Annotated in this window: 25 protein-coding genes and 1 tRNA gene; 18 read left to right on the forward strand and 8 right to left on the reverse strand. The window is 36.6% G+C overall.

The window, feature by feature from the left end; all coding sequences use genetic code 11:
* Nucleotides 1–44: 44 nt before the first annotated feature.
* Complete coding sequence (gene lysS, locus AC0L5Q_RS17340; RefSeq protein WP_473612134.1) at nucleotides 45–1619, forward strand: lysine--tRNA ligase; 1575 nt, start codon at nucleotides 45–47, stop codon at nucleotides 1617–1619.
* Between the two features lie 91 nt (nucleotides 1620–1710).
* On the opposite strand, the gene flgE is transcribed toward lysS, so the two are convergent.
* The 6 genes from flgE to AC0L5Q_RS17370 all read right to left on the reverse strand — a co-directional run bounded on the left by flgE (nucleotide 1711) and on the right by AC0L5Q_RS17370 (nucleotide 6514).
* A complete protein-coding gene (flgE, locus tag AC0L5Q_RS17345) occupies nucleotides 1711–3051 on the reverse strand; it encodes a flagellar hook protein FlgE (RefSeq protein ID WP_473612140.1) in 1341 nt (446 codons plus the stop codon).
* A 28-nt stretch (nucleotides 3052–3079) separates the two neighbouring features.
* Nucleotides 3080–3769 (reverse strand): flagellar hook assembly protein FlgD, encoded by a 690-nt coding sequence (locus AC0L5Q_RS17350; protein WP_473612144.1) that lies wholly within the window; start codon nucleotides 3767–3769, stop codon nucleotides 3080–3082.
* A gap of 20 nt (nucleotides 3770–3789) precedes the next feature.
* Nucleotides 3790–4209, reverse strand: coding sequence for a flagellar basal body rod protein FlgC (gene flgC, locus AC0L5Q_RS17355; protein ID WP_473612148.1), 420 nt, complete (start codon nucleotides 4207–4209; stop codon nucleotides 3790–3792).
* Between the two features lie 2 nt (nucleotides 4210–4211).
* Nucleotides 4212–4610 carry a flagellar basal body rod protein FlgB gene (flgB, locus tag AC0L5Q_RS17360; protein ID WP_473612153.1) on the reverse strand — a complete coding sequence of 133 codons (399 nt, stop codon included), beginning with the start codon at nucleotides 4608–4610 and terminating at the stop codon, nucleotides 4212–4214.
* A 111-nt stretch (nucleotides 4611–4721) separates the two neighbouring features.
* On the reverse strand, nucleotides 4722–5552 hold the full coding sequence (locus AC0L5Q_RS17365; RefSeq protein WP_473612156.1) for a CheR family methyltransferase: 831 nt from the start codon (nucleotides 5550–5552) through the stop codon (nucleotides 4722–4724).
* Nucleotides 5553–5584: 32 nt separating this feature from the next.
* Nucleotides 5585–6514: a chemotaxis protein gene (locus AC0L5Q_RS17370; RefSeq protein WP_473612160.1), complete on the reverse strand. Its 930-nt coding sequence runs from the start codon at nucleotides 6512–6514 to the stop codon at nucleotides 5585–5587.
* A 160-nt stretch (nucleotides 6515–6674) separates the two neighbouring features.
* Between AC0L5Q_RS17370 and flgA the strand changes: the two genes are divergently transcribed.
* The 3 genes from flgA to flgN all read left to right on the forward strand — a co-directional run bounded on the left by flgA (nucleotide 6675) and on the right by flgN (nucleotide 8258).
* Nucleotides 6675–7367, forward strand: a complete 693-nt coding sequence (flgA, locus tag AC0L5Q_RS17375) for a flagellar basal body P-ring formation chaperone FlgA (RefSeq protein WP_473612165.1) — start codon at nucleotides 6675–6677, stop codon at nucleotides 7365–7367.
* A 74-nt stretch (nucleotides 7368–7441) separates the two neighbouring features.
* The gene (flgM, locus tag AC0L5Q_RS17380) at nucleotides 7442–7753 is read left to right on the forward strand and encodes a flagellar biosynthesis anti-sigma factor FlgM (protein WP_473612169.1); all 312 of its coding nucleotides are present in this window, start codon (nucleotides 7442–7444) and stop codon (nucleotides 7751–7753) included.
* Between the two features lie 73 nt (nucleotides 7754–7826).
* Nucleotides 7827–8258 (forward strand): flagellar export chaperone FlgN, encoded by a 432-nt coding sequence (flgN, locus tag AC0L5Q_RS17385; RefSeq protein ID WP_473612173.1) that lies wholly within the window; start codon nucleotides 7827–7829, stop codon nucleotides 8256–8258.
* A gap of 73 nt (nucleotides 8259–8331) precedes the next feature.
* Here the strand turns inward: flgN and AC0L5Q_RS17390 are convergent, their stop codons facing one another.
* Nucleotides 8332–8802, reverse strand: coding sequence for an LPP20 family lipoprotein (locus tag AC0L5Q_RS17390; protein WP_473612176.1), 471 nt, complete (start codon nucleotides 8800–8802; stop codon nucleotides 8332–8334).
* A gap of 6 nt (nucleotides 8803–8808) precedes the next feature.
* The gene (locus AC0L5Q_RS17395; RefSeq protein WP_473612180.1) at nucleotides 8809–9453 is read right to left on the reverse strand and encodes a FlgO family outer membrane protein; all 645 of its coding nucleotides are present in this window, start codon (nucleotides 9451–9453) and stop codon (nucleotides 8809–8811) included.
* Nucleotides 9454–9643: 190 nt separating this feature from the next.
* Between AC0L5Q_RS17395 and AC0L5Q_RS17400 the strand changes: the two genes are divergently transcribed.
* The 14 genes from AC0L5Q_RS17400 to AC0L5Q_RS17465 all read left to right on the forward strand — a co-directional run bounded on the left by AC0L5Q_RS17400 (nucleotide 9644) and on the right by AC0L5Q_RS17465 (nucleotide 26231).
* A complete protein-coding gene (locus AC0L5Q_RS17400) occupies nucleotides 9644–10807 on the forward strand; it encodes a flagella assembly protein FlgT (RefSeq protein ID WP_473612183.1) in 1164 nt (387 codons plus the stop codon).
* Between the two features lie 47 nt (nucleotides 10808–10854).
* Nucleotides 10855–10931, forward strand: a tRNA-Arg gene (locus AC0L5Q_RS17405).
* Nucleotides 10932–11100: 169 nt separating this feature from the next.
* Nucleotides 11101–12147 (forward strand): efflux RND transporter periplasmic adaptor subunit, encoded by a 1047-nt coding sequence (locus AC0L5Q_RS17410; RefSeq protein WP_473612187.1) that lies wholly within the window; start codon nucleotides 11101–11103, stop codon nucleotides 12145–12147.
* Complete coding sequence (locus tag AC0L5Q_RS17415) at nucleotides 12147–15302, forward strand: efflux RND transporter permease subunit (RefSeq protein ID WP_473612191.1); 3156 nt, start codon at nucleotides 12147–12149, stop codon at nucleotides 15300–15302. Before AC0L5Q_RS17410 ends, AC0L5Q_RS17415 begins: the two co-directional genes overlap by 1 nt.
* Nucleotides 15303–15429: 127 nt before the next feature.
* On the forward strand, nucleotides 15430–16173 hold the full coding sequence (flgF, locus tag AC0L5Q_RS17420) for a flagellar basal-body rod protein FlgF (protein WP_473612195.1): 744 nt from the start codon (nucleotides 15430–15432) through the stop codon (nucleotides 16171–16173).
* A gap of 19 nt (nucleotides 16174–16192) precedes the next feature.
* On the forward strand, nucleotides 16193–16981 hold the full coding sequence (gene flgG, locus AC0L5Q_RS17425) for a flagellar basal-body rod protein FlgG (protein ID WP_473612198.1): 789 nt from the start codon (nucleotides 16193–16195) through the stop codon (nucleotides 16979–16981).
* A gap of 55 nt (nucleotides 16982–17036) precedes the next feature.
* Nucleotides 17037–17720, forward strand: a complete 684-nt coding sequence (gene flgH, locus AC0L5Q_RS17430; RefSeq protein WP_473612201.1) for a flagellar basal body L-ring protein FlgH — start codon at nucleotides 17037–17039, stop codon at nucleotides 17718–17720.
* Between the two features lie 40 nt (nucleotides 17721–17760).
* Nucleotides 17761–18864, forward strand: coding sequence for a flagellar basal body P-ring protein FlgI (locus AC0L5Q_RS17435; protein WP_473612205.1), 1104 nt, complete (start codon nucleotides 17761–17763; stop codon nucleotides 18862–18864).
* An 18-nt stretch (nucleotides 18865–18882) separates the two neighbouring features.
* Nucleotides 18883–19887 carry a flagellar assembly peptidoglycan hydrolase FlgJ gene (gene flgJ / locus AC0L5Q_RS17440; RefSeq protein WP_473612209.1) on the forward strand — a complete coding sequence of 335 codons (1005 nt, stop codon included), beginning with the start codon at nucleotides 18883–18885 and terminating at the stop codon, nucleotides 19885–19887.
* Nucleotides 19888–19945: 58 nt separating this feature from the next.
* Nucleotides 19946–21946 carry a flagellar hook-associated protein FlgK gene (gene flgK, locus AC0L5Q_RS17445; protein ID WP_473612214.1) on the forward strand — a complete coding sequence of 667 codons (2001 nt, stop codon included), beginning with the start codon at nucleotides 19946–19948 and terminating at the stop codon, nucleotides 21944–21946.
* Between the two features lie 9 nt (nucleotides 21947–21955).
* A complete protein-coding gene (gene flgL, locus AC0L5Q_RS17450; protein ID WP_473612218.1) occupies nucleotides 21956–23161 on the forward strand; it encodes a flagellar hook-associated protein FlgL in 1206 nt (401 codons plus the stop codon).
* Nucleotides 23162–23283: 122 nt separating this feature from the next.
* Nucleotides 23284–24102, forward strand: a complete 819-nt coding sequence (locus AC0L5Q_RS17455) for a flagellin N-terminal helical domain-containing protein (RefSeq protein WP_473612221.1) — start codon at nucleotides 23284–23286, stop codon at nucleotides 24100–24102.
* Nucleotides 24103–24343: 241 nt separating this feature from the next.
* Nucleotides 24344–25165: a flagellin N-terminal helical domain-containing protein gene (locus tag AC0L5Q_RS17460; protein ID WP_473612224.1), complete on the forward strand. Its 822-nt coding sequence runs from the start codon at nucleotides 24344–24346 to the stop codon at nucleotides 25163–25165.
* Nucleotides 25166–25409: 244 nt separating this feature from the next.
* Nucleotides 25410–26231 (forward strand): flagellin N-terminal helical domain-containing protein, encoded by an 822-nt coding sequence (locus tag AC0L5Q_RS17465; RefSeq protein WP_473612227.1) that lies wholly within the window; start codon nucleotides 25410–25412, stop codon nucleotides 26229–26231.
* Nucleotides 26232–26349: the final 118 nt, after the last annotated feature.

The raw sequence follows: 26349 nt of genomic DNA on the forward strand, positions 1-26349 counted from the left end.
AGCTTTCAACCAATTGAAAAATTAAGATAACTTTGAGAAATAAAATGACAGATAAAGCCGATAACACAGCTCCAGCACAAGATGAAAATAAACTTATTGCTGAGCGTCGCGTAAAACTTGAAAAAATTCGCTCTAATTCTTCTGCGAATGGTTTTCCAAATGATTTTAACCGTGAACATTTAGCTGCCGATATTCAAGCTGAGCATGGTGAAAAAACTAAAGAAGAACTTGAAGCTCTACAAGTAACTTATGCTATTGCTGGTCGTGTTATGGCAAAGCGTGGACCATTCTTAGTAATACAAGACTCGTCAGGTCGCATTCAAGGCTATGCTGAAAAAACAGTACAAAAAGAGATACGTGAAAAATGGGGTTCATTAGATATCGGTGATATCGTTGGTATTAAAGGTATTTTACATAAATCAGGTAAAGGTGATCTTTATGTGAATATGGACGAATACTCTTTACTAACTAAGTCGTTACGTCCGTTACCTGAAAAATTTCACGGTTTGTCTGATCAAGAAACTAAGTACCGTCAACGTTACGTTGATTTAATTATCAATGAAGATACACGTAATACCTTTAAAATTCGTTCAAAAATTGTTTCAGGTATTCGTAATTTCTTAGAGCAACGTGATTTCATGGAAGTGGAAACACCTATGTTGCAAATCATACCCGGTGGCGCAACAGCTAAGCCTTTTATGACGCATCATAATACCTTTGATCTTGATATGTATTTACGTATTGCACCTGAACTTAACTTAAAGCGTTTAGTGGTAGGTGGGTTTGATCGTGTTTTTGAAATTAACCGTAGTTTCCGTAACGAAGGTATTTCAACTCGTCATAACCCTGAATTTACTATGATTGAGTTTTACCAAGCATACGCTAATTATCATGACCTAATGAATACTACTGAAGAAATGTTACGTACTATTGCACAAGATGTATTAGGTACTACCACTATTCGTAATACCGTTAAAAATGCTGAAGGTGAAGTCGTAGAAGAGAAACTTTATGACCTTGGACAGCCGTTTGCTCGTTTATCTATGGTTGATGCAATTTTACAATATGGTAAAAATCATCGTGGTGCTGAGCAACTTAATGAAGCGGCTTTACGTGACCCAGAAAACAACTTTGATGCAATTAAAGCAATGGCAAAAGCTGTTGGCGTGAAAGAAGGTGATGCCGCTAAAGTTTGGGGGCCAGGTAAATACATTTGTGAAATCTTTGAAGAAGTCGCAGAGCATTTATTAGATCAACCAACATTTATTACAGAATACCCATGGGAAGTTTCACCATTAGCTCGTCGTAATGATGAAAACCCATTTGTAACTGACCGTTTTGAATTCTTTGTTGGTGGTCGTGAATTAGCGAATGGTTTTTCAGAGCTAAATGATGCAGAAGACCAAGCTGAGCGTTTCCAAAAACAAGTAACAGAAAAAGATGCCGGTGATGATGAAGCAATGCACTACGACGCTGATTATATTAATGCATTAGAATATGGTATGCCTCCAACGGCTGGTGAAGGTATTGGTATTGACAGGCTTGTGATGTTATTTACTGACTCACCAACGATTAAAGACGTTATTTTGTTCCCTCATATGCGTCCTGAAACTGATTAAATATCTGTTAAGTTAATTAATCCCAATAAAAACGCCGCTTAAATAGCGGCGTTTTTATTTCTATGTCATTAGAATGTTAACTTATTTATTACTATCGAATTTGTAATATCGTTTGGTTCAATTGATTATCTACTTCAAGGGATCTTGAGTTCGCTTGGAAGTTTCGTTGAGCTGATATTAAATCAATTAATTCAGTTGTTAAGTTAACGTTTGATTGTTCAAGTGCTGAAGAGTTTATTGTTCCGTATGTACCAGAACCCGCTTCGCCTGCTAAGGCTTCACCTGATAATATGCTTTCTTTCCAGTTAGTGTTACCTTGTTGACTTAAGCCTTGGTTATTAGCAAAACTAACTAAAGCAACACGAGATAAGGCTTGTGATGTACCATTACTGTATGTTGCTTGTACTAACCCATCAGGGCCAATATCTAAGCCTGTTAATCGGCCAACCGGTAATCCGTTTTGTTCTAGTGACGTTACTTCAAAGCTTGAAGCAAATTGCGTTGGCTCGTTTGTATTTGGGCCAGCAGTATCTAGATTAAAGTCAATAACAATGGTTTGAGTACTATCAGAACCGTTAGTTAGAATAGTGGCACCTAGAGGAGCCGTTTGGAAACCAGCTGCGGGTACTTGAGATACAAAGTCACCACTTGAATCAAAGTTCAAACGAGCACCATCAAAACCATTTATACCAACACCGGTAGCTACACCTGCAGGATCTGTTAAGTTAACTCTTTGGTTATCTACCGCTGCAGTAACAGTCCAAGGGTTATTACCACCAGAAGGAGCTTCCTTGATAAAGTAATATGTCATGATGTGACTATCACCTAACGAATCGAATACGGTAACTGAAGTTGAATGGTTGTAAGTTAAAGGATCTGTTAAATCAAAATTACCAGGTGAACCTGTTATAACCGTATCACCAGCGGGTAAGTTCATTCGAATATCTACTTCTGACGTTTTTTCAGGAGCACCCGATGCAGTCGGAATACGAATAGGCTCTGATGTACTTAAACTGACTGAAGAAGAGCTACCATCTGAGTTTACAGGGAAACCCAGTAAATGTTGTCCTGCTGAATTTACAATGAAGTTTTCTGAGTTTAACTTGAATTGGCCTGCGCGAGTGTAAGAAAACTCTAAGCTATCTAATTCAGGAACCACAGCAAAAAATCCGTTACCTGTAATCGCTAAATCTAGTGAATTTTGGGTAAATTGAATACTACCTTGTTGAAATTGTTGAGCAACATCTGAAGTTAATACACCATCACCTACTTTAGTGTTGCCTGCTGCAAGAAGTGAAGCTGCGTAAACATCAACAAATTCCGCGCGTGACTCTTTAAAACCAACGGTGCTTACGTTGGCAATGTTATTAGAAGTAACATCAAGATCTTTCTGTGCTGCGTTTAAGCCGCTTAATGCGATATTAAATGACATATATCCACCTTATAAAAAATTTGTTGGGTTAACCTTCAGATACTTCTACAACATCTTTCAATGCCATTGAACTACCACCATTAAGATTTAAAACTATATCTCCACCAGCGCCAGCGAGCGTTACACTGTCTACTTTACGATAGCTCATTGCTTGAAGTTCTGATGCTTGACCGTCGACTAAGCCTGCTACTCTAAAACGATATGCGCCTGTTGGAGCTGGATCTCCATTGCCATCAAGTCCGTTCCAAGTAAAACTTGCTTCACCAGCGGTCATATTGCCTACAGCTACCGTTTGAATAATTTCACCTGCTGTGTTTTCAACATAGATATTGACGTTACTAGCATCTTGATCCGTTATTATTTTACCATTAACGGTATCGCCTTCACTCATCCCGAAAGTATTGTCGTCGACTAATACGCTTCGTCCAACAAGAGATGAAGCCTGTAATGCTTGACTTGATGACATAGAAGCTGCAAACGAGGTAAAACTTTCGTTTAATTGAGCTACGCCATCTGTAGTAGAGAACGCCGTCATTTGAGAAATCATCTCATTATTATCTGTTGGCTTAGTTGGGTCTTGATGTGCTAACTCAGCAGTAAGTAAAGAAAAAAAGTCTTCTTGTGTTAACATGCCATTGTTATTTTCATCGGCAGTTTTTATGTCTTCTTGTTGCCAGCGTAAAGAATCTAATGCTGTACCACCACTAACAGTTTCCATTTCTTACTCCTAATCAGTAATTAGCGCTGACCTAACAACAACGTTTTATTCAACATGTTTTTAGCTGATTCAGCTAATTGCACATTAGTTTGATATGAACGCGACGCTGAAATCATATTGGTCATTTCTTCTATTACGTTAACATTGGGCTTATATATATAGCCTTCTTTATCTGCCATTGGATGATCTGGAGAGTATTCAATGTTTAAAGGTTTATTACTTTCAACTACACCTAATACTTGAACACCAACAGAGTTTTCTTGTCCTGCGGCAGCTTTTTGCATCTCTGCGGCAAAAACTGGATGTCTGGCTCTATACGTTTCGTCAATACTACTACTTACACTATCAGCGTTAGCAATGTTACTTGCTGTAGTATTTAAGCGTACTGATTGTGCGCTCATGCCCGTGGCACTTATGTTAAAGACGTTAAATAGGCTCATTATTATTGCCCTCCAGTAATTGCTTTTTTCAAGCCTTGAATTTTTCCAGTAAGGAATTGTAAGCTAGCTTGATAATGCATTGAATTATCTAAATACAAGTTTCGTTCCACTTGTACATCTACAGTGTTGCCATCACCTGTATCTGGTTGATTTGGAATACGAAATTCAAGACCGTTATTTGTTTCTATTCTCACATCTAGGTGTTTTTCGTGAGTACGCGTCATACCGGTTTGTTGTTTTTGAGCTGCTTGGGAAAGCATCTTTTGGAAATCCATCCCTTTGGCTTTATAACCAGGCGTATCTGCATTAGCAATATTACCTGCAATAACTTCAGCTTGTTTAGAACGCAGTTCTAAACTTTGGGGGTGCAAACCGAATGCTTTATCAAAACTAATAGCCATAACATCACCTTTTTTGTAATTAAAATGACATATTCAAGTATTATGCCAAGCAAAAGTGTCAATATTATGGGGAGGGGAAAGGATGATGAAATATACTTGTTCTACAAGGGGTTATTGCTTTTGATAAACAATGCCAGGGTTGCAACGTATCATATTAAAATCTTGACTGAGTCCAGATAATGACTCTGAAGCCCCTAAAAATAAATAACTTTTAGGGGTAAGAGTACCGTGTATTTGAGATAGAATTTTTGTTTTTATTTCTGGTGAGAAATAAATGAGTACATTACGGCAAAAAACCAAATCAAATCTTCCCATTAAACTATAGCTATTAAGCAGATTAAGTTGTCTGAAATTTACCATTTTTTTAACAGAATCTTTTACTTTCCACATGCCATTATCGCTTGCTTCGAAAAATCTTCTTTTTCGTTCGGCTGATAATCCTCTCGATAATGCCAAACTATCGTAATGTCCGTGTTTGCAATGGTCTAACATGGTTGTGGAAATATCGGTACCCGTAATTTGTACACCTAAGGGGAATGCTTTACTGTTCAATTGTTGAAATTCTTGTATTGCCATAGCAATTGAATAGGGTTCTTGGCCTGAAGAGCTGGCAGCGGACCATATTTTGAGTGATGAATTACGCTCAGCAAGATCGGGTAGTATTTTAGCTTTGAGCAATTCAAAGGGATATTCATCACGAAACCATAAGGTTTCATTTGTGGTCATAGCATCAATAACAGCAGCCCTAAGTTGCCGCTCTGCTGGACTTAAGGTTTTTTTGACTAATGTTGCTAATGAATCAATTTTGAATGTTGTCATTAGTGGAGCTAAACGGCTTTTTACTAAATATTGTTTATTTTCACCTAAAACAATTCCACACTGTTGCTCTAAAAATATTCTAAATTCGTTATAGCTTTTTTCATCAAGTTGCCTATCTGACACGTTTGATTTCCTTATTGTGAATGGTAGGCGTACTAATCATTAATTTTTAACCATTTTTTGACAGCGGTTGCTAATTCATCGGGGTGAAATTTAGGAATAAAATCATCCGCACCTACTTTTTCAACCATAGCATTATTAAAAACACCACTTAAGGATGTATGTAAAATAATAGGTAATGCGCGCATGTTTTCTGCCGCTTTAACTTCTGCTGTTAAGGTATAACCATCCATTTCCGGCATTTCAATGTCTGAAATCATTAAGGCGACTTTTTCAGTAAGGCTTGTATCGCAGGTTTCAGCAATCGCTTTTAATTGATCTAAAGCGTCTTGGCCATTTTTTGCTAAAATAAGATTTAATCCTAAAGGCTCAAGTGCTCGTTTTACTTGATTTCGAGCTACGGTAGAGTCATCTGCTATCATCACCAGTTTATCGCCTACTTGTTCCCCCATAGTTGAATCGGCAAGACCTTCAGTTAAGTCGGTAGATACAGGACTAATTTCATTGAGAATTTTTTCTACATCTAATATAGACACCATCTCGTTGTCTATTTCTGTAACCGCTGTTAGGTAACTTGATTTTCCTGCACCCTCAGGAGGAGGCATTACATCTTTCCAGCTTAGTGTGGTAATTCGCTCAACACTCGACACTAAAAAACCTTGAACACTTCGATTATATTCCGCAATGATAATAAAAGAATTTTCAGTTTGGGTGATTTCAGGGCCACCTGTTGCTTTGCTTAAATCAATAACTGAAATAGTTTGGCCACGAATATGCGCGATGCCTTTTATGAACTTATCTTGCTGTGGCATAGGGGTTAGCCTTGGGCATTGCAAAACTTCTCTTACCTTGAATACATTAATGCCAAAACGTTGTCGGCCAACTAGCTTAAACAGTAATAATTCAAGTCTGTTTTGCCCCACTAATTGAGTTCGTTGGTTTACTGAATCTAAGATACTTGCCATAAAAACCTCATTAGAAGTTATGCCTACTTAGTTCGGCATAGTTCTTGATAGTAATAGTTAATTAAACTTAGTGCCTATTATTTGACAATGAGTTTATATCTCTCGTCTTACTATAAGCATAGACGAGTATTCTTATTTACTAAAAAAGAAAACAATATTTATGATGTATACAAAAATATTGAGAACTTTACTCTTTATTATTCCATTAATATCATTTGAGAATTATGGAAATACAACAGATGAAACTAGTTTAGTTGATTTTGTAAAATCGGTTGTAAAAAATAATATCGATACACCTACTGATGGTAAAGTAGAAATTAGTGTTCCTGCAATTGATCCGCGTATTAATATAAAACCATGCATATCAACACTTAAAGCGAATATACCTGAAAACCATAATGGTAGAAACATCAATGTTAAAATTTATTGCGAAGATAGTACACCATGGCAGCTTTTTATTCCTGTTCGTATAAGTCAGGAAATCCCTGTATTAGTAACAACGAATATATTAGCTAAGGGTAGTATAGTAGATGCAAGCAATACAGAAATTGAATTTATTAATGTTAATAATATTAGAGGTGAGAGTGTTGATAATTTGGATCTTGTTGCCGGTGGACGATTAAAGCGACGATTATCTAAAGGGGCAGTAATATCACCTCGAAATATTTGCTTAGTGTGTAAAGGGGAGGCTGTGACTATTATCGCTAGATCTGATGATTTTATGATCAAAACAAGAGGGGTTGCACTCTCTGATGGAAGCCAAGGTGAACAAGTAGAAATTAAAAATTCTAAGTCAGGGCGAATGATCAATGCTAGAGTAGAGGCTGTTAATAAAGTTGTGATTAATTTATAATTCGACCTAAAGAAAAATGACACTAGGCCGATACCAAGGTTGAGATTATAACATATTGTTATTAGGAATTTATTATGGCCTTAAATATCAATAACTTGAATGGTTCAAATCAAGTTAAACAAAAAATAGAACAACAAACGCAAGTTAAACAGCAAGTTGTTCAGCAATCAAATACTGAGCAAAGCAAAGCTGCTCGTCAAGATTCTGTATCGTTAACTCCACAAGCTAAACAAATGAGTGAGTTACAGAAAAAAGCAGCAGATGCTCCAATGGTAGATCAAAAGAAAATAGATCAACTTAAAAAAGCGATTACGTCAGGTGAATATAAAATAGATCCTGAAAAACTTGCAGCTAATATTGCAAACTTTGAATTTAATATCGATTAACAGTTGAATATCGTAGTTAGGTATTTATCAATCTTCTATATCGATATTAACTAATAATTATAGAGGGTAGATCGTGTCTGATACCATAAATGTTTTAGAAATACTTAATCAACAAAACACTCAGCTGTGTCAATTAGAACGCTTATTAAAAGATGAGTATGAAGTTTTACAACATCATAATCCATCGAAATTAACCGATATTAATAAGTTAAAAGACGCGTTACTGACGCAAATAGATTCAACTGATAAATTATTAGCGAATACTAAGCAATTTGTTTCAGACAAGAAAAGTGGCCTTTACACTGATGAACTCCAAGCAATAGAAGCCATACTGTTGAGCTGTAAAGATTTGAATCAAATTAATGGTGAAATTGTTCAAAAATCTCAAATTTCTATCGAACGTATGCGAACCACACTATTAGAGAATAATACTAAATCAACAATGACTTACGATAGTAAAGGTAAAACAAGCGGTGGTTTAAACCGTGTAGGGATAAAAGCTTAGTTGTTATAATTGTCTTCTACCAATTTAAAAAACAAAAAAACTGCAATTAAGCAGTTTTTTTGATTATTGGGTATTAATAATATTGAACGCTTTTAATTTGTTTACCATTTGTAGAAGCAAGATATAGCTCATAAACATCTTTAAAATCTAGGCTTAGTTCTGTTGTATAGCTATCGCCGACTGGATAACTCTTCACTACTTTAGCGCCACGAATAATTCCTTTAATAGAGGCATCTAATTGTTGGTTGTTAATAAGTAAATTAGACATACTTGTTTTACCATCAATTTGTTGGCCGTATACCTGTTCAGCTAATTCCGCATAGGCGGCAAGTTTAGACGCATTTATTGCCATCAGCATTTGCTGCGTTTTATGGGGTGATTTTTGTAAGCTAATAGGCGCTTGTCCAATCGCATGAAGCACAGGGAAACTATCTGGTTTAGGTGTTTCCCATTGCACATGTTTATCATAAATCGTCGAACATCCATTTAAACAAAATAGCATTGCAGTAAAAAATAACGTTATGTAAGATTTATTCATCATCATGTACCATTATTGTTGAATTTCAACAGCTCTATTGTCTTTCTCTAACATTGTACTGTCGCGAATAATTAATCCGTCTTTTATATTAACTGTTTCATTATTGTTTAAGGTTTCGCCTAGCACCCAAGCAGGTATAAACGATTGTGCACTAGCCACAACAACTCGTGATTGCATACCAATCATACGAGCATTTACCATAACCCCACCGTCTTTTTCCATCATGGTGCCTGTTACCACATAGTCAATAATCTGGCGTTCAGGTAACTCTTTCCAATCTCGAGTAAATGCGTAATCGCCATCTTTGGTTACACGAATATGTCCAGTCGTTTTAAAGTCAATAACCACCATTCCATGCATTTGAAGTTCATGAATGAAGTTTTCAGATAATTGATTTCCCAACCAATTTGTTGACTCTAAATCTTTTAAGTCAACAAACGAGGCGACAGCTATTGGCGTTTTAGGGCTCACAAAAGAGCTACTCTCTAGCATTTGGTAAGCTAAGCCTTTTACCACGTCGTTTATAGCGTGTTTAGGTAATTCGAAACTGTTAATTTCGCTTTGATCTACATGAGTAGATTTATAAAAATTTTCATCTTTAGTGCTTGTACACGACAATAACGTCGGTAACAGTAATGGAATAAGCCACTTTTTCATTGAGCATCCCTCAGTTGTTCGTTACTTCTGACTAAAACTAAAGCATAATTCAAGCCAATATATAGGTCTTGAAATGTATAGCACTTAAATAATTAGCTAAATTAAGTCAGACCGTAAATGCTTTTATGGGCATAAAACGTGCATGCTAGCTTGAACTATAGAACAACCTACTAATATATTGGGATTTCATATGAAAAAATTGTTAATACTGTTAAGTTTTGCGTTAACTAGCTTTTCGGCTTTTACACAATGGTATGAAACTCAAGGGCAAGCTCATATTGCGAATGGAAATCATCAAAGTGCTCGTACAACGGCAATGGAAAATGCTCTTAAACGTGCTTTACTCGTTGCAGGGGCCTCTGTTTCTAGTGTTCAGCAGGTGATTAACGGCGTACTTACTCAAGATCAAATTAGTGTTCGAGCTTCTGGTACGGTGAATTCATTCGAATTAATAGAAGAAACTTATAAAGGCGACTTATTGACGGTAAAAATTAGAGCTGATATTTTTCCTCAAGAAAAACAATGCTTTTCAGCTGATTATCGTAAATCAGTATTATTAACGCGAGGCAATATTTTAAATCGTGAACAAGCGAATATTGGAAAGATTTATGCTTTAGATACTGAAGTTATACGTAAGTTGTCAGATAAAATAAATAAAGAAGGTTATTATTTAGATAGTAAATTAGCCATCAAAAGTAAGTCTGGTTTTTCTCGTTATAATGAAAGCATGCAGTACGAAAAAATTAAAAATCTCGCTATGTCGTTATCAGATCATACAGACACACAGTTTATTATGTTTATCGAGTTTCCTGATCTGTCTCTTACTCAGCGTACAAACAGCGAGTTAAAGTTTTGGCAAAAAGACCATTTTGATCGTCACTTTAAAATAAACTTATATATATACAATGGCAGTAATGGTGAGTTAGTGTTGGACAAACAATATCATAATACAGCACCGTGGACTTTCGATAAAAGAGAGCCAATAGACGTAACCAGTAATACTTTTTGGTTAAGTGAATATGGAAATAGTATTGATCGCACACTTGATATGATGATTTCAGACATTGATGAAAATATGATGTGTCAACCTACTCGAGGTAAAATAGTACAAGTTGCAGGCGATACCATTTTATTTAATTTAGGTGAAAATCAAGGCGTTAAAGTGGGCGACGAGTTTTCATTGCTTCATGCAAATAATTTTATTAGTGACTCAGGTAAAACTTATTCAGGTTTTAACGTGAGCCCTTATAAAGTTAAGGTTATTAGTACCTCTAAAGAAAGTGCTAAAGCTACAACACCAGATAATAACTTGTTAGGTAATATTCAAATAAATGATATTGCGGTAAGATATTAAAACTAATAATATTTATTAGTGCGTCTTGTTCCACAATACTCCTATTGGACCCCATAGCTCAGCTGGATAGAGCAATCCCCTCCTAAGGGATAGGTCGCAGGTTCGACTCCTGCTGGGGTCGCCATAGTTAAATTAAAATATTCATATTATTTTTTAATACAGTCTCATTTCTTCCCTTTCACTCTTACATTTTTTATACATATTGATACGGGTATTTGATTGACCCATAGCTTACTCAGTGTAAGATTGAGTTATAAAAAATATCTTTATTAAAATAGAGTATAGGGAATAACATGAAGCTTCTTTTTACATTGTTACTGTTGAGTTTTTTCACTATCACGCGTTTTAGTTACGCCTCAACTTTAGTTATCGCTGAAGAAGCAATTGATCTACTTATGTATCCAACACGTAGTTCACCAGCACGTGTTATCGCACTTAATCAAAGTTTAATTCCCGCTCAAACTTCAGGTGTTGTAACTAAGCTCTTGGTTAATGTGGGTGATAAGGTTGTTAAAGGTGAAATATTAGCGACTTTAGATTGTGATATAAATTTATTAACTCACAAAGTTCAAGCCGCAAAATACGAACAGTTCTATTCATTACTCCTATTTAATAAGCGCGAATTGGTAAGAGGAAGAAGCCTTTTAAAGCAAAAGAATATTGGTGAAGCGGAACTTGATCGTTTAAATAATGCAGTTGAAAATAGCAGGGCAATTATACAAACACAAAAAGCTGAAGTAGATACCGCTTTATTAAATGTTGAGCGCTGTAATATTAAAGCGCCGTATGATGGCGTTGTTACTATGCGTATCGCTAACTTAGGCGAAATGATTGATTTTGGTAAACCTGTAGTTGAATTAATTGAAGATAATCGTTTAGAAGTTTCCGCAAAAATAGCCACAAGCGATGAGCAAAGTTTTTATCAAGCTAAGGTGTACACGCTCGATATTGCCGATCACTCTTATAATGTAACGTTAAGATCTTCACTCCCCGTAATTGAACAAAATACGCGTAGTCGTGAAGCTAGATTTTTATTTATTGATAAACAAGCTATAGCAGGGAGCACCGGCCGATTACGTTGGAAAAGCCCTACTCCTTATTTACCTGCTCACTTATTACAAAAGCGAGAAGGGCAAAATGGCTATTTTATTATAGACGATAATAAAGCCAAATTTATTACTGTTGAAATGGCTGAAGAGGGCAGACCGATTCCTTATCATTTACCTCATACCTCTCAAATAATTACTGACGGACGCCACGGCTTAAATGATGGCGATACCATACAAAAAACGGTGACTAATAAAGCGCTTAAACAAGCTTTGGGTGGAGATAAGTCGTAATGTGGTTACGTAATCTTATTCAAAATCATGTGCTTACTAATTTAGTTTTTGTACTTATCTTATTTATGGGTATTGCTGTTTATCAACAATTACCAAGAGAGCAAGACCCTTCTATTAATTTTAACTGGGTACAAATAACAACCTTTTTACCTGGAGCTTCTGCTCGAGATGTTGAACAAAAAGTTACTGATATTATTGAAGAATCTGTAGAAAAAGTTCAAGACATTAAGTTTGTATCAAGTACCAGTCGTGAAGCTATTTCAAGTATTTTAGTGCGTTTTCACGATATGGATGAACGCAAGTTTGATAAACGAGTGGCTGATTTACGACGAGAAATAAATAACGTAGAAGATCAAATGCCAGAAGAAGCTGAGCGTCCTACAATATTTGAGGTAACCTCGGCCAACGCTTTTCCTACGGCAACTGTTGTCGTTTCAGCTTTGGCTGATGATGAAAACTTAAGACGACAAGCTCGCGCTTTAGAAAAAGATTTAGCCCGTATCTCTGGTGTTGACCGTGTGCAAGATACTGGATTGCGAGAGCCTGAAATTCAGGTTCGTTTTGATGTTGATAAAATTCAACAATTGGGTATTTCGCCAGTAACCGTTGCAAACTCAATTCGAACATTTTTTACTGATATATCAGCGGGTACTGCGCGTATTGCTAAAGATCAGTGGTTAGTGCGTATTCAAGGAACAACTACAGATCCTGAAATTTTAGCGCAACTCCCTATCTTAGCGGCTAACGGTGTAGCAACAGAAATACGGTTAAAAGACATTGCTCAAGTTGTTCGTGCACGGGCTAAAGCAGATCGTATTGTGAGTTTTCAAGGTCGTCCTGCGGTTTTATTTGCTGTTATGAAACAAGACAGCGCAAATACTTTAGCCTTGGTTGAGCGTGTAGATCAATTTATTAAAGACCGAAATGTGGTGAGTAAAGAATTAGGTGTTGAATTTACCTTGGTAGACGATCAAACGCTTATCACTAAAAATGCCCTTAACATTATGCAAACTAACGCCATATTTGGTTTGTTATTTGTATTAATTGTAACTTGGTTTTTTTTAGGCAGTCGTGTCAGTGTATTAGTAACTATAGGTATTCCGTTTACGCTCGCAGGTACTTTTATTGTTCTACAGGCGTTAGATCAAACACTTAACACATCAGTATTGTTAGCTATTGTAATTGCATTAGGTATGTTGGTTGATGATGCTGTTGTAGTGGTAGAGTCTATTTATTACAAGTTGCGTCAAGGCGTAAAAGGCATAGATGCTGCTTGGAGTGGCTTACAAGAGGTGATTAAACCCGTTACTGCTTCGGTGTTAACGACTATGGCCGCATTTTTACCATTAATGTTATTACCCGGTATTTTAGGTAAGTTTATGATGGTCATTCCTCTTGTGGTTACTGTCGCATTAGCTTTTAGCTTAGTTGAGGCTTATTGGATGTTACCAGGCCATATTATTGCCGCCAAAGTTAACTTTGATAAACCTAGTAAAATGGATGCATTTCGTCAAAAAACACTTCGCTTACTTAAAGTTAAGTATGGCTTCGGGTTAATCAAGGTGATGCGTAATCCTAAAAAAACCTTATCAGGCATGTTATTGCTATTAGTGTTGGCAGTAGGTGCAATCGCTGCTGGCTTAGTTAGAACTGATTTTTTTGCTGCTGATACCATACGCTTATTTTATATTAATGTAGAAATGCCCCCAACAAGTTCATTGCAAGACACCATGAAAAAAGTGCAAGATGTTGAAATACTGGTAAAACAAGAGCTTAAAGAAGATGAAACTCGTTCGGTTGTTAGTTACGCAGGACAAATGTTTACTGAAATGGCGCCACTATTTGGCGACCAATTAGGGCAAGTACTCGTTTCTCTTAAACCTAAACAAGGTGATATGAGAAGTGTTGAAGAGTTAATTGAAGATACACGTAAAGCTTTATCAGGCGTTGTTGGCCCTACCAATATTTCATTTTTAAAGCTAGCTGGGGGCCCACCAACAAGCAAACCAGTTAGTATTAAAGTAAGGGGGGATGATTACCAAGAGCTACGTTTAGCAACAGATGCACTCACCCGATTTATGAAAAAAGATGAACGCTATAAAGATATTATTGATGATGACTCTAAAGGGCGTTTTGGTTTACAGCTTACTTTAAATAACGATGCTATTAATCGTTTTGGCATATCACCAAGCGATGTTCAACGTTCAGTTAAAATGTTAATTGATGGTGAGATTGTCAGTTATATTCAAAGAGAAGGCGACAGAATAGCGTTACGCGTTAAGTCGGCGGCAGCTGAAATTAATCAGTTTGAAAATATAGATGCCTTATTGCAGTTAACCGTACCAACCCCTTCAGGAAGTAATATTGAACTAAGAGATTTAGTGCATATAGAAACAGTTCAGGTAAAAGGTAATTTAAGGCATTACAACTTTAAGCGAGCAATAACGTTAGAATCAGATATTGATAAAAACGTTATAGATACTGTAGAAGCGAATGAGTTAATTAAAGTGCATTGGGCAACTATAGCGACAGATTTCCCTAATACGTCTTTAGATTTTTCGGGTGAGCTTGATGATATTCAAGAAAGTATTGATGCAATGGGCATGCTATTTTTATTTGGTATTGGCTTAATGTATTTAATTTTAAGTACACAATTCCAAAGTTACTTTCAGCCTTTGATGATTTTATTAACGGTACCACTAGCATTCGTTGGCGTAATTCTTGGTTTACTCGTTTCAAGAGACCCATTAAGTTTGTTTACCATGTACGGTATTGTTGCGTTAGCAGGGATAGCGGTTAACTCATCTATTGTGTTAATTTCAACCGCCAATGAAAACATTAAAAAAGGTATGACATTAACACACTCTACCTTTTATGCTGCTAGACGACGTATGTTACCTATATTAATTACAACACTTACAACGGTTGCTGGCTTGTTTTCATTAGCTTCTGGTTTAGGTGGGCATTCACTTATTTGGTCGCCTGTTGCAACGTCAATTGTTTGGGGGTTACTGTTTTCATCAAGCTTAACTATGTTTGTTATTCCTGTTTTGTATCAACTTGTAATGGGTACGTGGTTTAAAAAATTAAAGCATTTTATTCGATTAAATCTTACTTTATTATTCAAGAAGATATCTTCAAGTCAGGCCAATTAGCTTGAATATAACGAGAGTAGGTTTACAGCCGTAGGCCTACTTTACATCATACCTCCTTATCTACCTTTCTTTTTTATGGCACTTATATTGCATTTCTAATATCAGATTAATTTGATAGAGATTCGTTATGGATAAAATGCTTTATATCGCTATGAGTGGAGCGAAGCAAAATATGCAGGCCTTAGCGGTTAATGCTAATAATCTGGCGAATGCAAAAACTACAGGCTTTAGGGCTGATTTAGCACAAGCGAGATCAATGCAAGCTTTTGGCGAAGGACTACCTTCTCGGGTATTTTCTATGACTGAAGTGGCCAGCCAAAACTTTGACAGTGGAGCTTTGTCATCTACAGGACGTTCGCTTGATATTGCTATTGAAGGTCCTGGTTGGTTAGCTGTTCAATCTAAAGATGGTTCAGAAGCATACACTCGAAATGGTCATTTACGCTTAACTGAAACGGGTGCGCTAGAAACAACAAATGGCGAGTTAGTCGTAGGCGATGCAGGGCCTATTTTTTTACCTCTACCTATAAATAATATTCAAATAAGTCGCGACGGAACCATTATGGTTCAGCCTGAAGGCGCTCCTGTTACTACACAAGAAGAAGTAGCCCGTATCAAATTCGTTAACCCAAATGTTCGTGCACTTGAAAAGGGTAACGATGGCTTGTTTAGACGAAAAGACAACAACATTGAAGAAGCAGATGTCAGCGTTAAAGTGATGAGTGGCATGCTTGAATCAAGCAATGTTAATCCTGTTGGTGAAATGACAGACATGATCGCATTACAAAGACAGTTTGAAATGCAATTAAAATTAATGAAAACCGCTGAAGAAGTAGACTCAAGTGCTTCTGCTTTACTCCGTGCTTTCTAAATGAATTTTGAGGTGATATATGAACGCAGCATTATGGATCAGTAAAACCGGCTTAGATGCACAAAACAAAGAAATTGCCGTTATATCTAACAACTTAGCTAACGCAAGTACGGTTGGGTTTAAAAAGAGTCGAGCGGTTTTTGAAGATTTACTGTACCAAACAATTAATCAACCTGGCGGTAAATCAGCACAAGATACTGAAATGCCATCAGGATTAATGCTAGGTGCGGGTACTAAAGTGGTAGCTACCCAAAAAATACACACGCAAGGCGATATGTTAACTACCGATAATTCATTAGATTTAATGATTCAAGGTGAAGGTTTTTTTGAAATATTAATGCCAGATGGAAGTTCGGGATACACACGTAACGGGCAGTTTACAATGGATGAGGAAGGTAATGTTGTTACGCCAGGTGCTGGCTATTTAATGCAACCTCAAATTACCATTCCGCCTGATGCTTTATCTATTACCGTATCTCAAGACGGTGAAGTTTCAGTAAAACTGCAAGGGCAAGCAGAACCAGCGGTTATTGGTCAAATTAATACCGTCAATTTTATTAATCCTACGGGGTTAGAGCCGATAGGGCAAAATTTATATTCAGAGACTGCTGTGAGTGGTGCTCCTCAACAAGGTGTTCCTGGTTTAGAAGGTTACGGCATGATTGTTCAAGGTGCTTTAGAAACCTCAAACGTAAATACCACAGAAGAATTGGTTAACTTAATTGAAAGCCAGCGTGTTTATGAAATGAATTCGAAAGTTATTTCTGCTGTTGATCAAATGCTGAGTTACATCAATCAACAATTATAGATTGTTGAGCTATTTAAAATTATTTCTATTGATACAAAGAAAGAGGAGAGGAGTCATGAAATATTTAATATTACTAAGTGTTTTACTTATTCAATTGTCAGGTTGTGCAAGTATTGAAAACGCAAAAATATTACCTAATGATCCTGATTTTGCTCCAATAATGCCTGAAATGGAAGAAGAACCTATTGTACCCACAGGGTCATTATTTAAAGAAAATTACGTCAATAATATTTATTCGGATTCTAAGGCGCATCGTGTCGGCGATATTATTTCTGTTGTGTTAAGCGAAAATACACAAGCACAGAAAAATGCAAAAACAGAGCTTAAAAAAGACAACAGTTCACTATTAGGTTCGGTTATTGGTTTAGGTGGAGCGCCTATCACTTTTAAAGGAGACTCGTTGGAATTTGGCTACAACCAAAGTTCAGACTTCTCGGGCGATTCTAAATCAGATCAAAGTAACAGTTTAACAGGCAATATTTCAGTTCATGTATTACGTGTTTTACCCAACGGAAATCTAATGATACGTGGTGAAAAATGGATGTCGTTAAACAATGGCGACGAATATGTACGACTAACCGGTATTATTCGCGCTCAAGATATCAGTTCAGGCAACACGATTATGTCAAGCAAAGTGGCGAATGCTCGTATTCAATATGCTGGTACAGGAGCTTTTGCTGACGCACAAGAACAAGGCTGGTTGTCTAAATTTTTCGGTAGCTCATGGTGGCCTTTATAAAGCTTAGCTTTATAAAATCATCCATAAATAAGGTATTACTATGAAGCAGTTAATTAAGCAGTTGTGTAAATTCAGTCTTATTATCGTGTGCTTATTTACACACTCGGTAAATGCTCAACGTATTAAAGATTTAGCCGATGTGGCTGGCGTAAGATCTAATCAGCTTTTAGGTTATGGTTTAGTGGTAGGTTTACCTGGAACAGGTGAACAAAGTCCATTTACCGAACAAAGTTTTAAAACCATGTTAAGTAATTTCGGTATCACTATGCCGGCAAACTTAAAGCCTAAAATTAAAAATGTTGCCGCTGTTGCCGTTCATGCAGAGCTTGAAGCTTTTGCTAAACCTGGTCAAAAAATCGATGTGACTGTTTCTTCTATGGGATCAGCACAGAGTTTACGTGGGGGAACTTTACTACAAACCATTTTAATGGGAGTAGATGGTAATGCTTATGCTGTCGCTCAAGGGAGTTTAGTTGTTGGTGGCTTAGGTGCTGAAGGTTTAGATGGCTCTAAAATTGTTGTTAATACACCCACTGTTGGGCGTATAGCAAATGGTGCTATGGTTGAGAAAGAAGTTATTTCCCCTTTTTCATCGGGTGATCATATAACCTTTAATTTACATCACTCTGATTTTACCACAGCTAAGCGATTATCTGACACCATTAACGATCTTATTGCTGGCTCAGCTCGAGCTATTGACGCAACTTCAGTTACGGTAACTGCACCGCGAGATATTGCCGACCGAGTAAGCTTTTTGTCCACACTTGAAAATTTAGAATTTGAACCGGATAGATCCTCTGCAAAAATTATTGTTAACTCACGAACAGGTACTATTGTTATTGGTTCTGATGTTCGATTATTACCTGCAGCGATAACTCATGGCGGAATTACGGTTACTATTAATGAGGTACAAGATGTTTCACAACCTAATGCTTTTGCAGAAGGTGATACCGCTATAACAACGCAATCTTCAGTAAACGTTAACGAAAGCGATGACCGTATGTTTGTATTCCAACCGGGAGTTACTTTAAATACTTTAGTACGTGCTATTAACGAAGTTGGTGCTGGCCCTGGCGATGTGATGGCGATTCTTGAAGCTTTAGATCAAGCGGGTGCCTTACGTGGGGAGTTGATTGTTATATAATTAACAATCAATAATGCTATGACTAGACTTACCGATGCGCAAAATTTTCTTGATGTAAACGGCTTAAACTCTGTTAGACAACAGTCTAAATCAACCGATAAAGCAGATAAAGAAGAAGCATTACAAAGTGCGGCTAAGCAGTTTGAAGCTATTTTTATGCAAATGCTATTAAAGAGTATGCGTAGCGCTCAAGAAGTTTTAGAGTCTGATAGTCCATTTAATTCAGAAAGCACAAAATTCTACAGAGACATGCACGATCAACAAATGTCGTTAGAATTATCAAATAATGGGTCGTTAGGTTTATCTGAATTAATTGTTAGACAGCTGGGGGGCGATAGCGAAAACTTTACTCCTCACACCGTATTAAGAAGTAATGGTAATTTAGACTCTCGTGGTAAAAACGTTTTTGATTTGCAAAACACAAGAGATCCTTTACCTAAAACGATCGAGTTGGATCGTCAAACAAATGACAAAAATGAAGTTACGATCCCTAAATATTTATCTAAAGATATTGATCAAAATGTTTCAAGCAATACGAGCTTCTTACCTGAATTTAATAATCCTCAAGACTTTGTTACCGCCATTACTGACTCAGCTAAACAAGTTGAAGCCAAGTTAAATATCCCGTTTGAAGTTGTTATTGCTCAAGCTGCTTTAGAAACAGGTTGGGGGCAAAAAATCATAAGAAATAATCAAGGCGAAAGCTCTAATAACCTGTTTAATATCAAAGCGGATTCACGTTGGAAAGGCGATAAAACCACAACTGAAACGTTAGAGTTTCAACAAGGCGCAATGGTGAAAAAACGAGAACCGTTCCGTGTGTATTCATCTATAGCAGAAAGTGTTAATGATTACGTTAATTTCTTATCCTCCAATGAAAGATATCAACCTGCCTTAAAAAATCCGTCCAATGTGGAACAGTTTTTGCAAAACTTACAAGGTGCTGGTTATGCCACCGATCCTAATTACGCAAAAAAAATATTAGGGACATTGAAAACAGTTACCAGCCTTATTGAAAAGTAATTCTCTTTAATTACTTCTCCTAATTATTATTCGTTAATGCAATCGTTGTGAGGCAATCATGTCTGTTAATTTATACAATACAGGGGTTAGTGGTTTACTAGCTGCTCAGCAGCAACTTGCTACTACTGGTAATAATATTGCCAATGTTAATACAGAAGGATATAACCGCCAACGCGCAGAACAAAATGCTGCAACGGGGTTATATTACGGAGGTAATTATATTGGCGGTGGCACTTATATAGAAGATGTAAGACGAGTTTATGACCAATTTTCATATAAAGAACAATTATTAAGTCAAACAAATTTAAGTAACGCAGATGAGTTACATGTTGACTTAAGCCAGCTTGATGAAATTATGACTTTTTCTGGTGGAGCCATTAATAATTCTCTTGATCAATTCTATCAAACCGTAAATGGTATTGCTGATAACCCAAGCGACTTAGGGTTAAGAAGTATGGCAATAACCCAAGCAGAAGTATTAAGTAGTAACTTTCAATCCCTCAATGCTGACTTTGACCAAATGGAAAAATCTATCAATGGTGAGATAGAGCAAATTGCAAGTCAGATTTCTCAAATATCAGTAGAGATTGGTAAACTTAATGAACAAATACTGCATACTAATAATTCAACATCTGGACAGCAAAATGATTTACTAGATACTCGCGATAATTTAGTAAATGAATTGAGTAAATACACAAGTGTTAATACTGTTGTTGATAATAATGGTGTTATGAGTGTAATGATTGGTAATGGCGCGACATTAGTAGCAGGAATAACCTCCTTATCCGTTGGTGTGCAAGCGGGTGATCCAGATCCTAACAAAACCACATTAACCATTGTTGGTGCTAATAGCTCTGTTAAATTAAGTGGGGCTTCAGTAGGAGGCGCACTCGCTGCGAAATATGAATTTAGAGACGAGCATTTAGCGCAAGTTAAAAGTGAAATAAACCGAATTGCTATGGTTGTTTCTGAAACATTAAATGAAGCTCAGCATGATGGGTTAGATTTAAATGAACAAGAAGGGTTAGATTTTTTTACCGATATTAATAGTACTACATTAGAAAGTGCACGTGTATTAGCTACCTCTAAAAATACAGGGAATTTACAAGCACGCGTAAATATTTCTGACGTGTCAAAAGTACCTACAGATGAGTTTGAAATTAAATATGATGGAGTAAATTTCATCATGAAAAATTTATCAGATAACTCAACCGTTAACTTAGGTGCTGCGGGGGCTTCACATAGTGCTTCTCTTGCTTTATATGGTTTTGAGTTTATTGAAGATTCAGGAACACCAAACGCAGGCGATACCTTTATTATTAGGCCAACTGAAAATAGTGCCTCATTAATGAAAGTTAATTTAACTGATGGGGCTGGGATTGCAGCAAGTACACCTATAGATGTTTCAACCTCTGATAATAATGTGGGAGGAGGTGGAGTCGCTATTGTTCAAATGAATGATCCATTAGCCGCACAAACATATGCAAGTACAACCAATACTTCTTTAACCGTTGATATTTATGAAAGTGCACCAGGTGTATTTGATTATCGTGTTTATGATGCTGCCGTTGTGCCAATTTCAAGTATAGCGTCAGGTTCATATTTGTCGGGTAGTAGCGTACTTGTAGATTTACCTCCTTCACCTGCTACAGCAGCATTTCAATTAGAAATTAAAGGTAGTCCAACAGGGGCAAGCGCTTTAGCACGAGAAGAGTTTTATATTGCTGATTCATTTGGTGTGGGTAACGGTAATAATGCAACCTTAATGGGACTAACCCAAGAAAAAGGCATTATTAATGGTGAGAAAGAAACCTTTAGTCAAAGTCTTGGAGTATCTACGGCTAGCGTAGGGTCAAAAGCAAAATCTGCAGAATTAGTGGAAACAACGGCGCAAGCTTTATATACACAGGCTTATAACCGTAACCAATCTACATCAGGTGTTAACCTAGATGAGGAAGCAGCGAACTTATTAAAGTTTCAACAAGCTTATCAAGCCTCTTCACAAATAATTTCTATTGCGAATACTATTTTTGACACGTTACTTCAAGCGGTGAGATAGGAGTAAATTATGAGAGTTTCAACTGCCCAGTTTTATCTTCAAAATAGCCAAACAATTGGTACCTTACAATCTCAAGTTAATCAACAGTCAGAATATTTATCAACAGGTAAGCGTATTATCACAGCTAAAGACGATGCGGTCGCATATGGTACGTTAGCTGGTTATAAAGATGAGCTGATGAATATTGAAAAATATCAGCGAAATATAACACAGGCTAATAATAGAAATAGCCTGCAAGATACCTCATTCGATAATGCTCAAAATTTAATGCAAGAATTAAAAAGTCTTTTTATTCAAGCAAATAACGGAACATTAGATGACGATGATCTTAATTCTTTAGCCGAGCTGGCAACGAATAGCCAATCACAACTGTTAGACATAGCGAATACAAAAGACGAAACCGGCGGTTATATTTTTGCTGGGTACCAAATAGATAAACAACCTTTTGTTTTACAACCTGACAATTCTGTTAATTACTTAGGGGATAGTGGTGTAAGGGAACTGCAAATAGCAAAAAATGTAATGGTTGATACTAACCAACCAGGTGACGAAGCATTTGAAAAAGTTGCTAATGCTATTGGTGATTTTAAGCCTAATTATATCTCTAATACCTCAGGAATTTCTGTAAACAGTGCGCTGATTAATAACCCTGCGGCTTATGACGATATAAGTAATCCACCCGGTTATCGCTTTACTTTTACTGCCCCATCCGATTTAACCGTTACTGATGTGAATGGTAGTGTTGTATATCCTACGGCGGCATATACCCCAGGGCAAACAATTGCCTTTAATGGTGTTGAAGTTCAGTTAGACGGCAATCCTTTGCCCGGCGATGAGCTTGTCTTAGAAGCCACTCAAACGATTAGTATTTTTGATACGATAAAATCAGCAATTGATTGGATGAATGTGGGTGCTACACCCGCTAATAATATTCAACATCAAGTTGATTATAACGAAATTTTGACTCAATTAGATCGAAGCCTTAATCATATGACTACACGTCAAACAGATGCAGGTATAAGAGTTCAACTCATTGAAACTCAAAGTGAAAATCATAAAGATAAAGAGTTAACTATATCGAAAAGCCAATCAAATATTGAAGATTTAGATTTTGCTAAAGCGGTAGCAAGCTTTGAGCAATCGCAAGTGGCATTGCAAGCAGCACAGCAAACCTTTGTACAAGTAAAAAACCTTACATTATTTAATTATATTTAACATTTTTAATGTTGGCATTAAAAATGTATTAAATAGTTAGCGTCAAAATTTATATTAAAGTGGTTCCAAGTAAATGTTGTTATCAGCAAATAGAACCACCACCTACTTAGGAGATGATAGCAATGGCATTAGTCGTAAATAGTAATATAGCGTCTTTAAACTCGCAACGAAGTTTAGGTACTGCAACAAACGAATTATCAACTAACTTTGAGCGTTTATCTTCTGGTAAACGGATCAATAGTGCGAAAGATGATGCGGCAGGTTTACAAATTTCAGCTCGTTTAACCGCTCAAATAAATGGTTTAAATCAAGCCACTCGAAACGCAAATGATGGTATTTCTTTAGCTCAAACAGCTGAAGGTGCATTAGATGAATTTACCAATGCTTTACAGCGTATGCGTACTTTATCTATTCAATCAGCTAACGGTTCAAATACCGATGCAGATAGAACCGCACTTGATGCCGAGTTCCAAGAACTAGCCACAGAAATAACACGTATTTCAGATCAGGCTAGTTTTGGTGGTGAAAATTTACTCGATGGTACTTATACAGGTAAAGATTTTCAAATTGGTGCTAATGGTGGGCAAACTATACGTTTATCTATATCACAAGATTTTGCAGCATCGGTTATTTTAAGTACACCAACAATATCATCTGCTGCTCAAGCTTCTACAGCTATTGGTAAAATTGATACTGCGTTACAAACTGTAAACAGTGTGCGTGCAGAGCTTGGTGCTAAACAAAACCGTTTTAGTTCTGTTATTCGAAGTAACGATAATACAGCGCAAAACTTATCAGCATCTCGTTCTCGTGTAATGGATACGGATTACGCAGCGGAAAGTGCTTCGCTCGCTAAGAGTACTGTACTGCAACAAGCAGCAAGCTCTATGCTAGCTCAGGCAAATCAACAGCCTCAAATAGCCTTGTCTCTACTGCAATAAAGAAAAACATATGTTTTATGCTTAAAGCCCTCATTTATGAGGGTTTTTTTTTAACTAAAATATTTTTAAATCAATGGTTAACGTTCTTATTCTAGGTTTTAAAAATAAAAGCTAAAAAAGTTTAAAGTTATTTGAAAAGTCACCGATATAGTTTTCAAGAAGCATTAAGTAAAAAATAATTACTTATACTTGCTTCACAAATTAAATAATTTTATGAGTATATTACCTAGGAGATCTTATCATGGCATTAGTTGTTAATAGTAATGTTCAATCTTTGAATTCACAGCGTCAACTTCAGAATTCAACCAATAGCCTAGCCGATAATTTTGAGCGTTTATCTTCTGGTAAACGTATTAACAGCGCAAAAGATGATGCTGCTGGTTTACAAATATCAAGTCGTTTAACGGCACAAATTAATGGCTTAAATCAAGCGTCTCGTAATGCTAATGATGGTATATCTTTAGCGCAAACCGCTGAAGGAGCGTTAGACGAATATACGAATACTTTACAACGTATGCGTACATTGGCTGTGCAATCGGCTAACGGTTCAAATAGTGATGCTGATAGAACAGCATTAGATGCTGAATTTGGTGAATTAGAACTAGAACTGACACGTATTTCAGATCAAACTTCATTTGCTGGTGAGAACCTATTAAACGGTTCTTTTACAGGTAAAGCGTTTCAAATTGGTGCTGACGGCGGACAAACTATTACGGTGTCTATAGGTCAAGACTTTGATGCATCTTCTATACTAGGTGCAGCTTCTACAAATATTTCTAGTGCTGGAGGTGCCTCTACAGCTATTGGTAATGTGGATGCAGCTTTGGTTAAAGTGAATACAGTACGAGCAGATCTGGGTGCAAAACAAAATCGTTTTTCTTCTGTTATTAGAAGTAACGATAATACCGCACAAAACTTGTCAGCTTCACGTTCACGTGTGCTTGATACAGATTATGCTGCAGAAAGTGCTGCATTAGCAAAAAGCTCAGTACTACAACAGGCATCAAGCTCAATGCTTGCACAGGCAAATCAACAACCACAAATAGCACTATCGTTATTGTAGTGATTTATTTTTTTATGGTGGCCTTTAAACCCTCTTTCTGAGGGTTTTTTATTATAGGAAAAATAAAATTTTCTTAAAAATCAATAAAAAATGCTGTTTTGAAATAAAAAGCTAAAAAAGATTAAAGTTATTTAAAAAGTAACCGATATAGTTTTTAAGAAGCAGTGAGTATCAATACTGATTATTAAATACTAGCTTCGTTAATCGAATTCATTGAAGGGTAATTTACCCAGGAGATATTATCATGGCATTAGTAGTTAATAGTAACGTTCAATCATTGAACTCACAGCGTCAACTGCAAAACTCAACCAATAGCTTAGCTGATAATTTTGAGCGTTTATCTTCAGGTAAACGTATTAACAGCGCTAAAGATGATGCGGCTGGTCTACAAATTTCAAGTCGTCTTACTGCCCAAATTAACGGACTTAATCAAGCATCACGTAACGCTAACGATGGTATTTCATTAGCGCAAACAGCAGAGGGTGCACTAGATGAATATACAAATACATTGCAACGTATGCGTACATTAGCGGTGCAATCAGCGAATGGTTCAAATAGTGACTCAGATAGAACTGCGTTAGATTCTGAATTTAGCGAGTTAGAACTTGAGTTAACGCGTATTTCATCACAAACATCTTTTGCTGGTGAGAATTTATTAGATTCATCGTTTACAAGTAAAGCTTTTCAAATTGGTGCCGATGGTGGTCAAACGATTACCATTTCTATTGCACAGAACTTTACTGCAGCGTCTATTTTAGGGAATGCTACAGCTACAATCTCTTCGGCTGGTGGCGCATCTACAGCTATCGGTAATGTTGATGCTGCTTTGGTTAAAGTGAATACAGTGCGCGCCGATTTAGGTGCTAAGCAAAACCGTTTCGCTTCAGTTATTCGTAGTAACGACAATACGGCACAAAACTTATCAGCATCACGTTCACGAGTATTGGATACTGATTACGCTGCTGAAAGTGCTGCATTAGCTAAGAGTTCAGTATTACAACAAGCATCAAGCTCAATGTTAGCTCAAGCGAATCAACAACCGCAAATAGCATTATCATTATTATAACAGCGAGTAATAGAGGCAGGTTATTAATAATCCATTAGCCTCTAATAAACTTTTGTACGTGTTATTGACGTTATTTACTAAAGTATATTTATGACGTGTCGATAACATAGGTATATGA

The sequence above is a fragment of the Pseudocolwellia sp. G5-9 genome (assembly GCF_055808995.1).

Excerpts from the sequence above, each read along its gene's own strand:
- lysS (WP_473612134.1), top strand. The coding sequence starts at position 45 with ATGACAGATAAAGCCGATAACACAGCTCCAGCACAAGATGAAAATAAA.
- flgE (WP_473612140.1), bottom strand. The coding sequence starts at position 3,051 with ATGTCATTTAATATCGCATTAAGCGGCTTAAACGCAGCACAGAAAGAT.
- AC0L5Q_RS17350 (WP_473612144.1), bottom strand. The coding sequence starts at position 3,769 with ATGGAAACTGTTAGTGGTGGTACAGCATTAGATTCTTTACGCTGGCAA.
- flgC (WP_473612148.1), bottom strand. The coding sequence starts at position 4,209 with ATGAGCCTATTTAACGTCTTTAACATAAGTGCCACGGGCATGAGCGCA.
- flgB (WP_473612153.1), bottom strand. The coding sequence starts at position 4,610 with ATGGCTATTAGTTTTGATAAAGCATTCGGTTTGCACCCCCAAAGTTTA.
- AC0L5Q_RS17370 (WP_473612160.1), bottom strand. The coding sequence starts at position 6,514 with ATGGCAAGTATCTTAGATTCAGTAAACCAACGAACTCAATTAGTGGGG.
- flgA (WP_473612165.1), top strand. The coding sequence starts at position 6,675 with ATGATGTATACAAAAATATTGAGAACTTTACTCTTTATTATTCCATTA.
- flgM (WP_473612169.1), top strand. The coding sequence starts at position 7,442 with ATGGCCTTAAATATCAATAACTTGAATGGTTCAAATCAAGTTAAACAA.
- AC0L5Q_RS17390 (WP_473612176.1), bottom strand. The coding sequence starts at position 8,802 with ATGATGATGAATAAATCTTACATAACGTTATTTTTTACTGCAATGCTA.
- AC0L5Q_RS17395 (WP_473612180.1), bottom strand. The coding sequence starts at position 9,453 with ATGAAAAAGTGGCTTATTCCATTACTGTTACCGACGTTATTGTCGTGT.
- AC0L5Q_RS17400 (WP_473612183.1), top strand. The coding sequence starts at position 9,644 with ATGAAAAAATTGTTAATACTGTTAAGTTTTGCGTTAACTAGCTTTTCG.
- AC0L5Q_RS17410 (WP_473612187.1), top strand. The coding sequence starts at position 11,101 with ATGAAGCTTCTTTTTACATTGTTACTGTTGAGTTTTTTCACTATCACG.
- AC0L5Q_RS17415 (WP_473612191.1), top strand. The coding sequence starts at position 12,147 with ATGTGGTTACGTAATCTTATTCAAAATCATGTGCTTACTAATTTAGTT.
- flgF (WP_473612195.1), top strand. The coding sequence starts at position 15,430 with ATGGATAAAATGCTTTATATCGCTATGAGTGGAGCGAAGCAAAATATG.
- flgG (WP_473612198.1), top strand. The coding sequence starts at position 16,193 with ATGAACGCAGCATTATGGATCAGTAAAACCGGCTTAGATGCACAAAAC.
- flgH (WP_473612201.1), top strand. The coding sequence starts at position 17,037 with ATGAAATATTTAATATTACTAAGTGTTTTACTTATTCAATTGTCAGGT.
- AC0L5Q_RS17435 (WP_473612205.1), top strand. The coding sequence starts at position 17,761 with ATGAAGCAGTTAATTAAGCAGTTGTGTAAATTCAGTCTTATTATCGTG.
- flgJ (WP_473612209.1), top strand. The coding sequence starts at position 18,883 with ATGACTAGACTTACCGATGCGCAAAATTTTCTTGATGTAAACGGCTTA.
- flgK (WP_473612214.1), top strand. The coding sequence starts at position 19,946 with ATGTCTGTTAATTTATACAATACAGGGGTTAGTGGTTTACTAGCTGCT.
- flgL (WP_473612218.1), top strand. The coding sequence starts at position 21,956 with ATGAGAGTTTCAACTGCCCAGTTTTATCTTCAAAATAGCCAAACAATT.
- AC0L5Q_RS17455 (WP_473612221.1), top strand. The coding sequence starts at position 23,284 with ATGGCATTAGTCGTAAATAGTAATATAGCGTCTTTAAACTCGCAACGA.
- AC0L5Q_RS17460 (WP_473612224.1), top strand. The coding sequence starts at position 24,344 with ATGGCATTAGTTGTTAATAGTAATGTTCAATCTTTGAATTCACAGCGT.
- AC0L5Q_RS17465 (WP_473612227.1), top strand. The coding sequence starts at position 25,410 with ATGGCATTAGTAGTTAATAGTAACGTTCAATCATTGAACTCACAGCGT.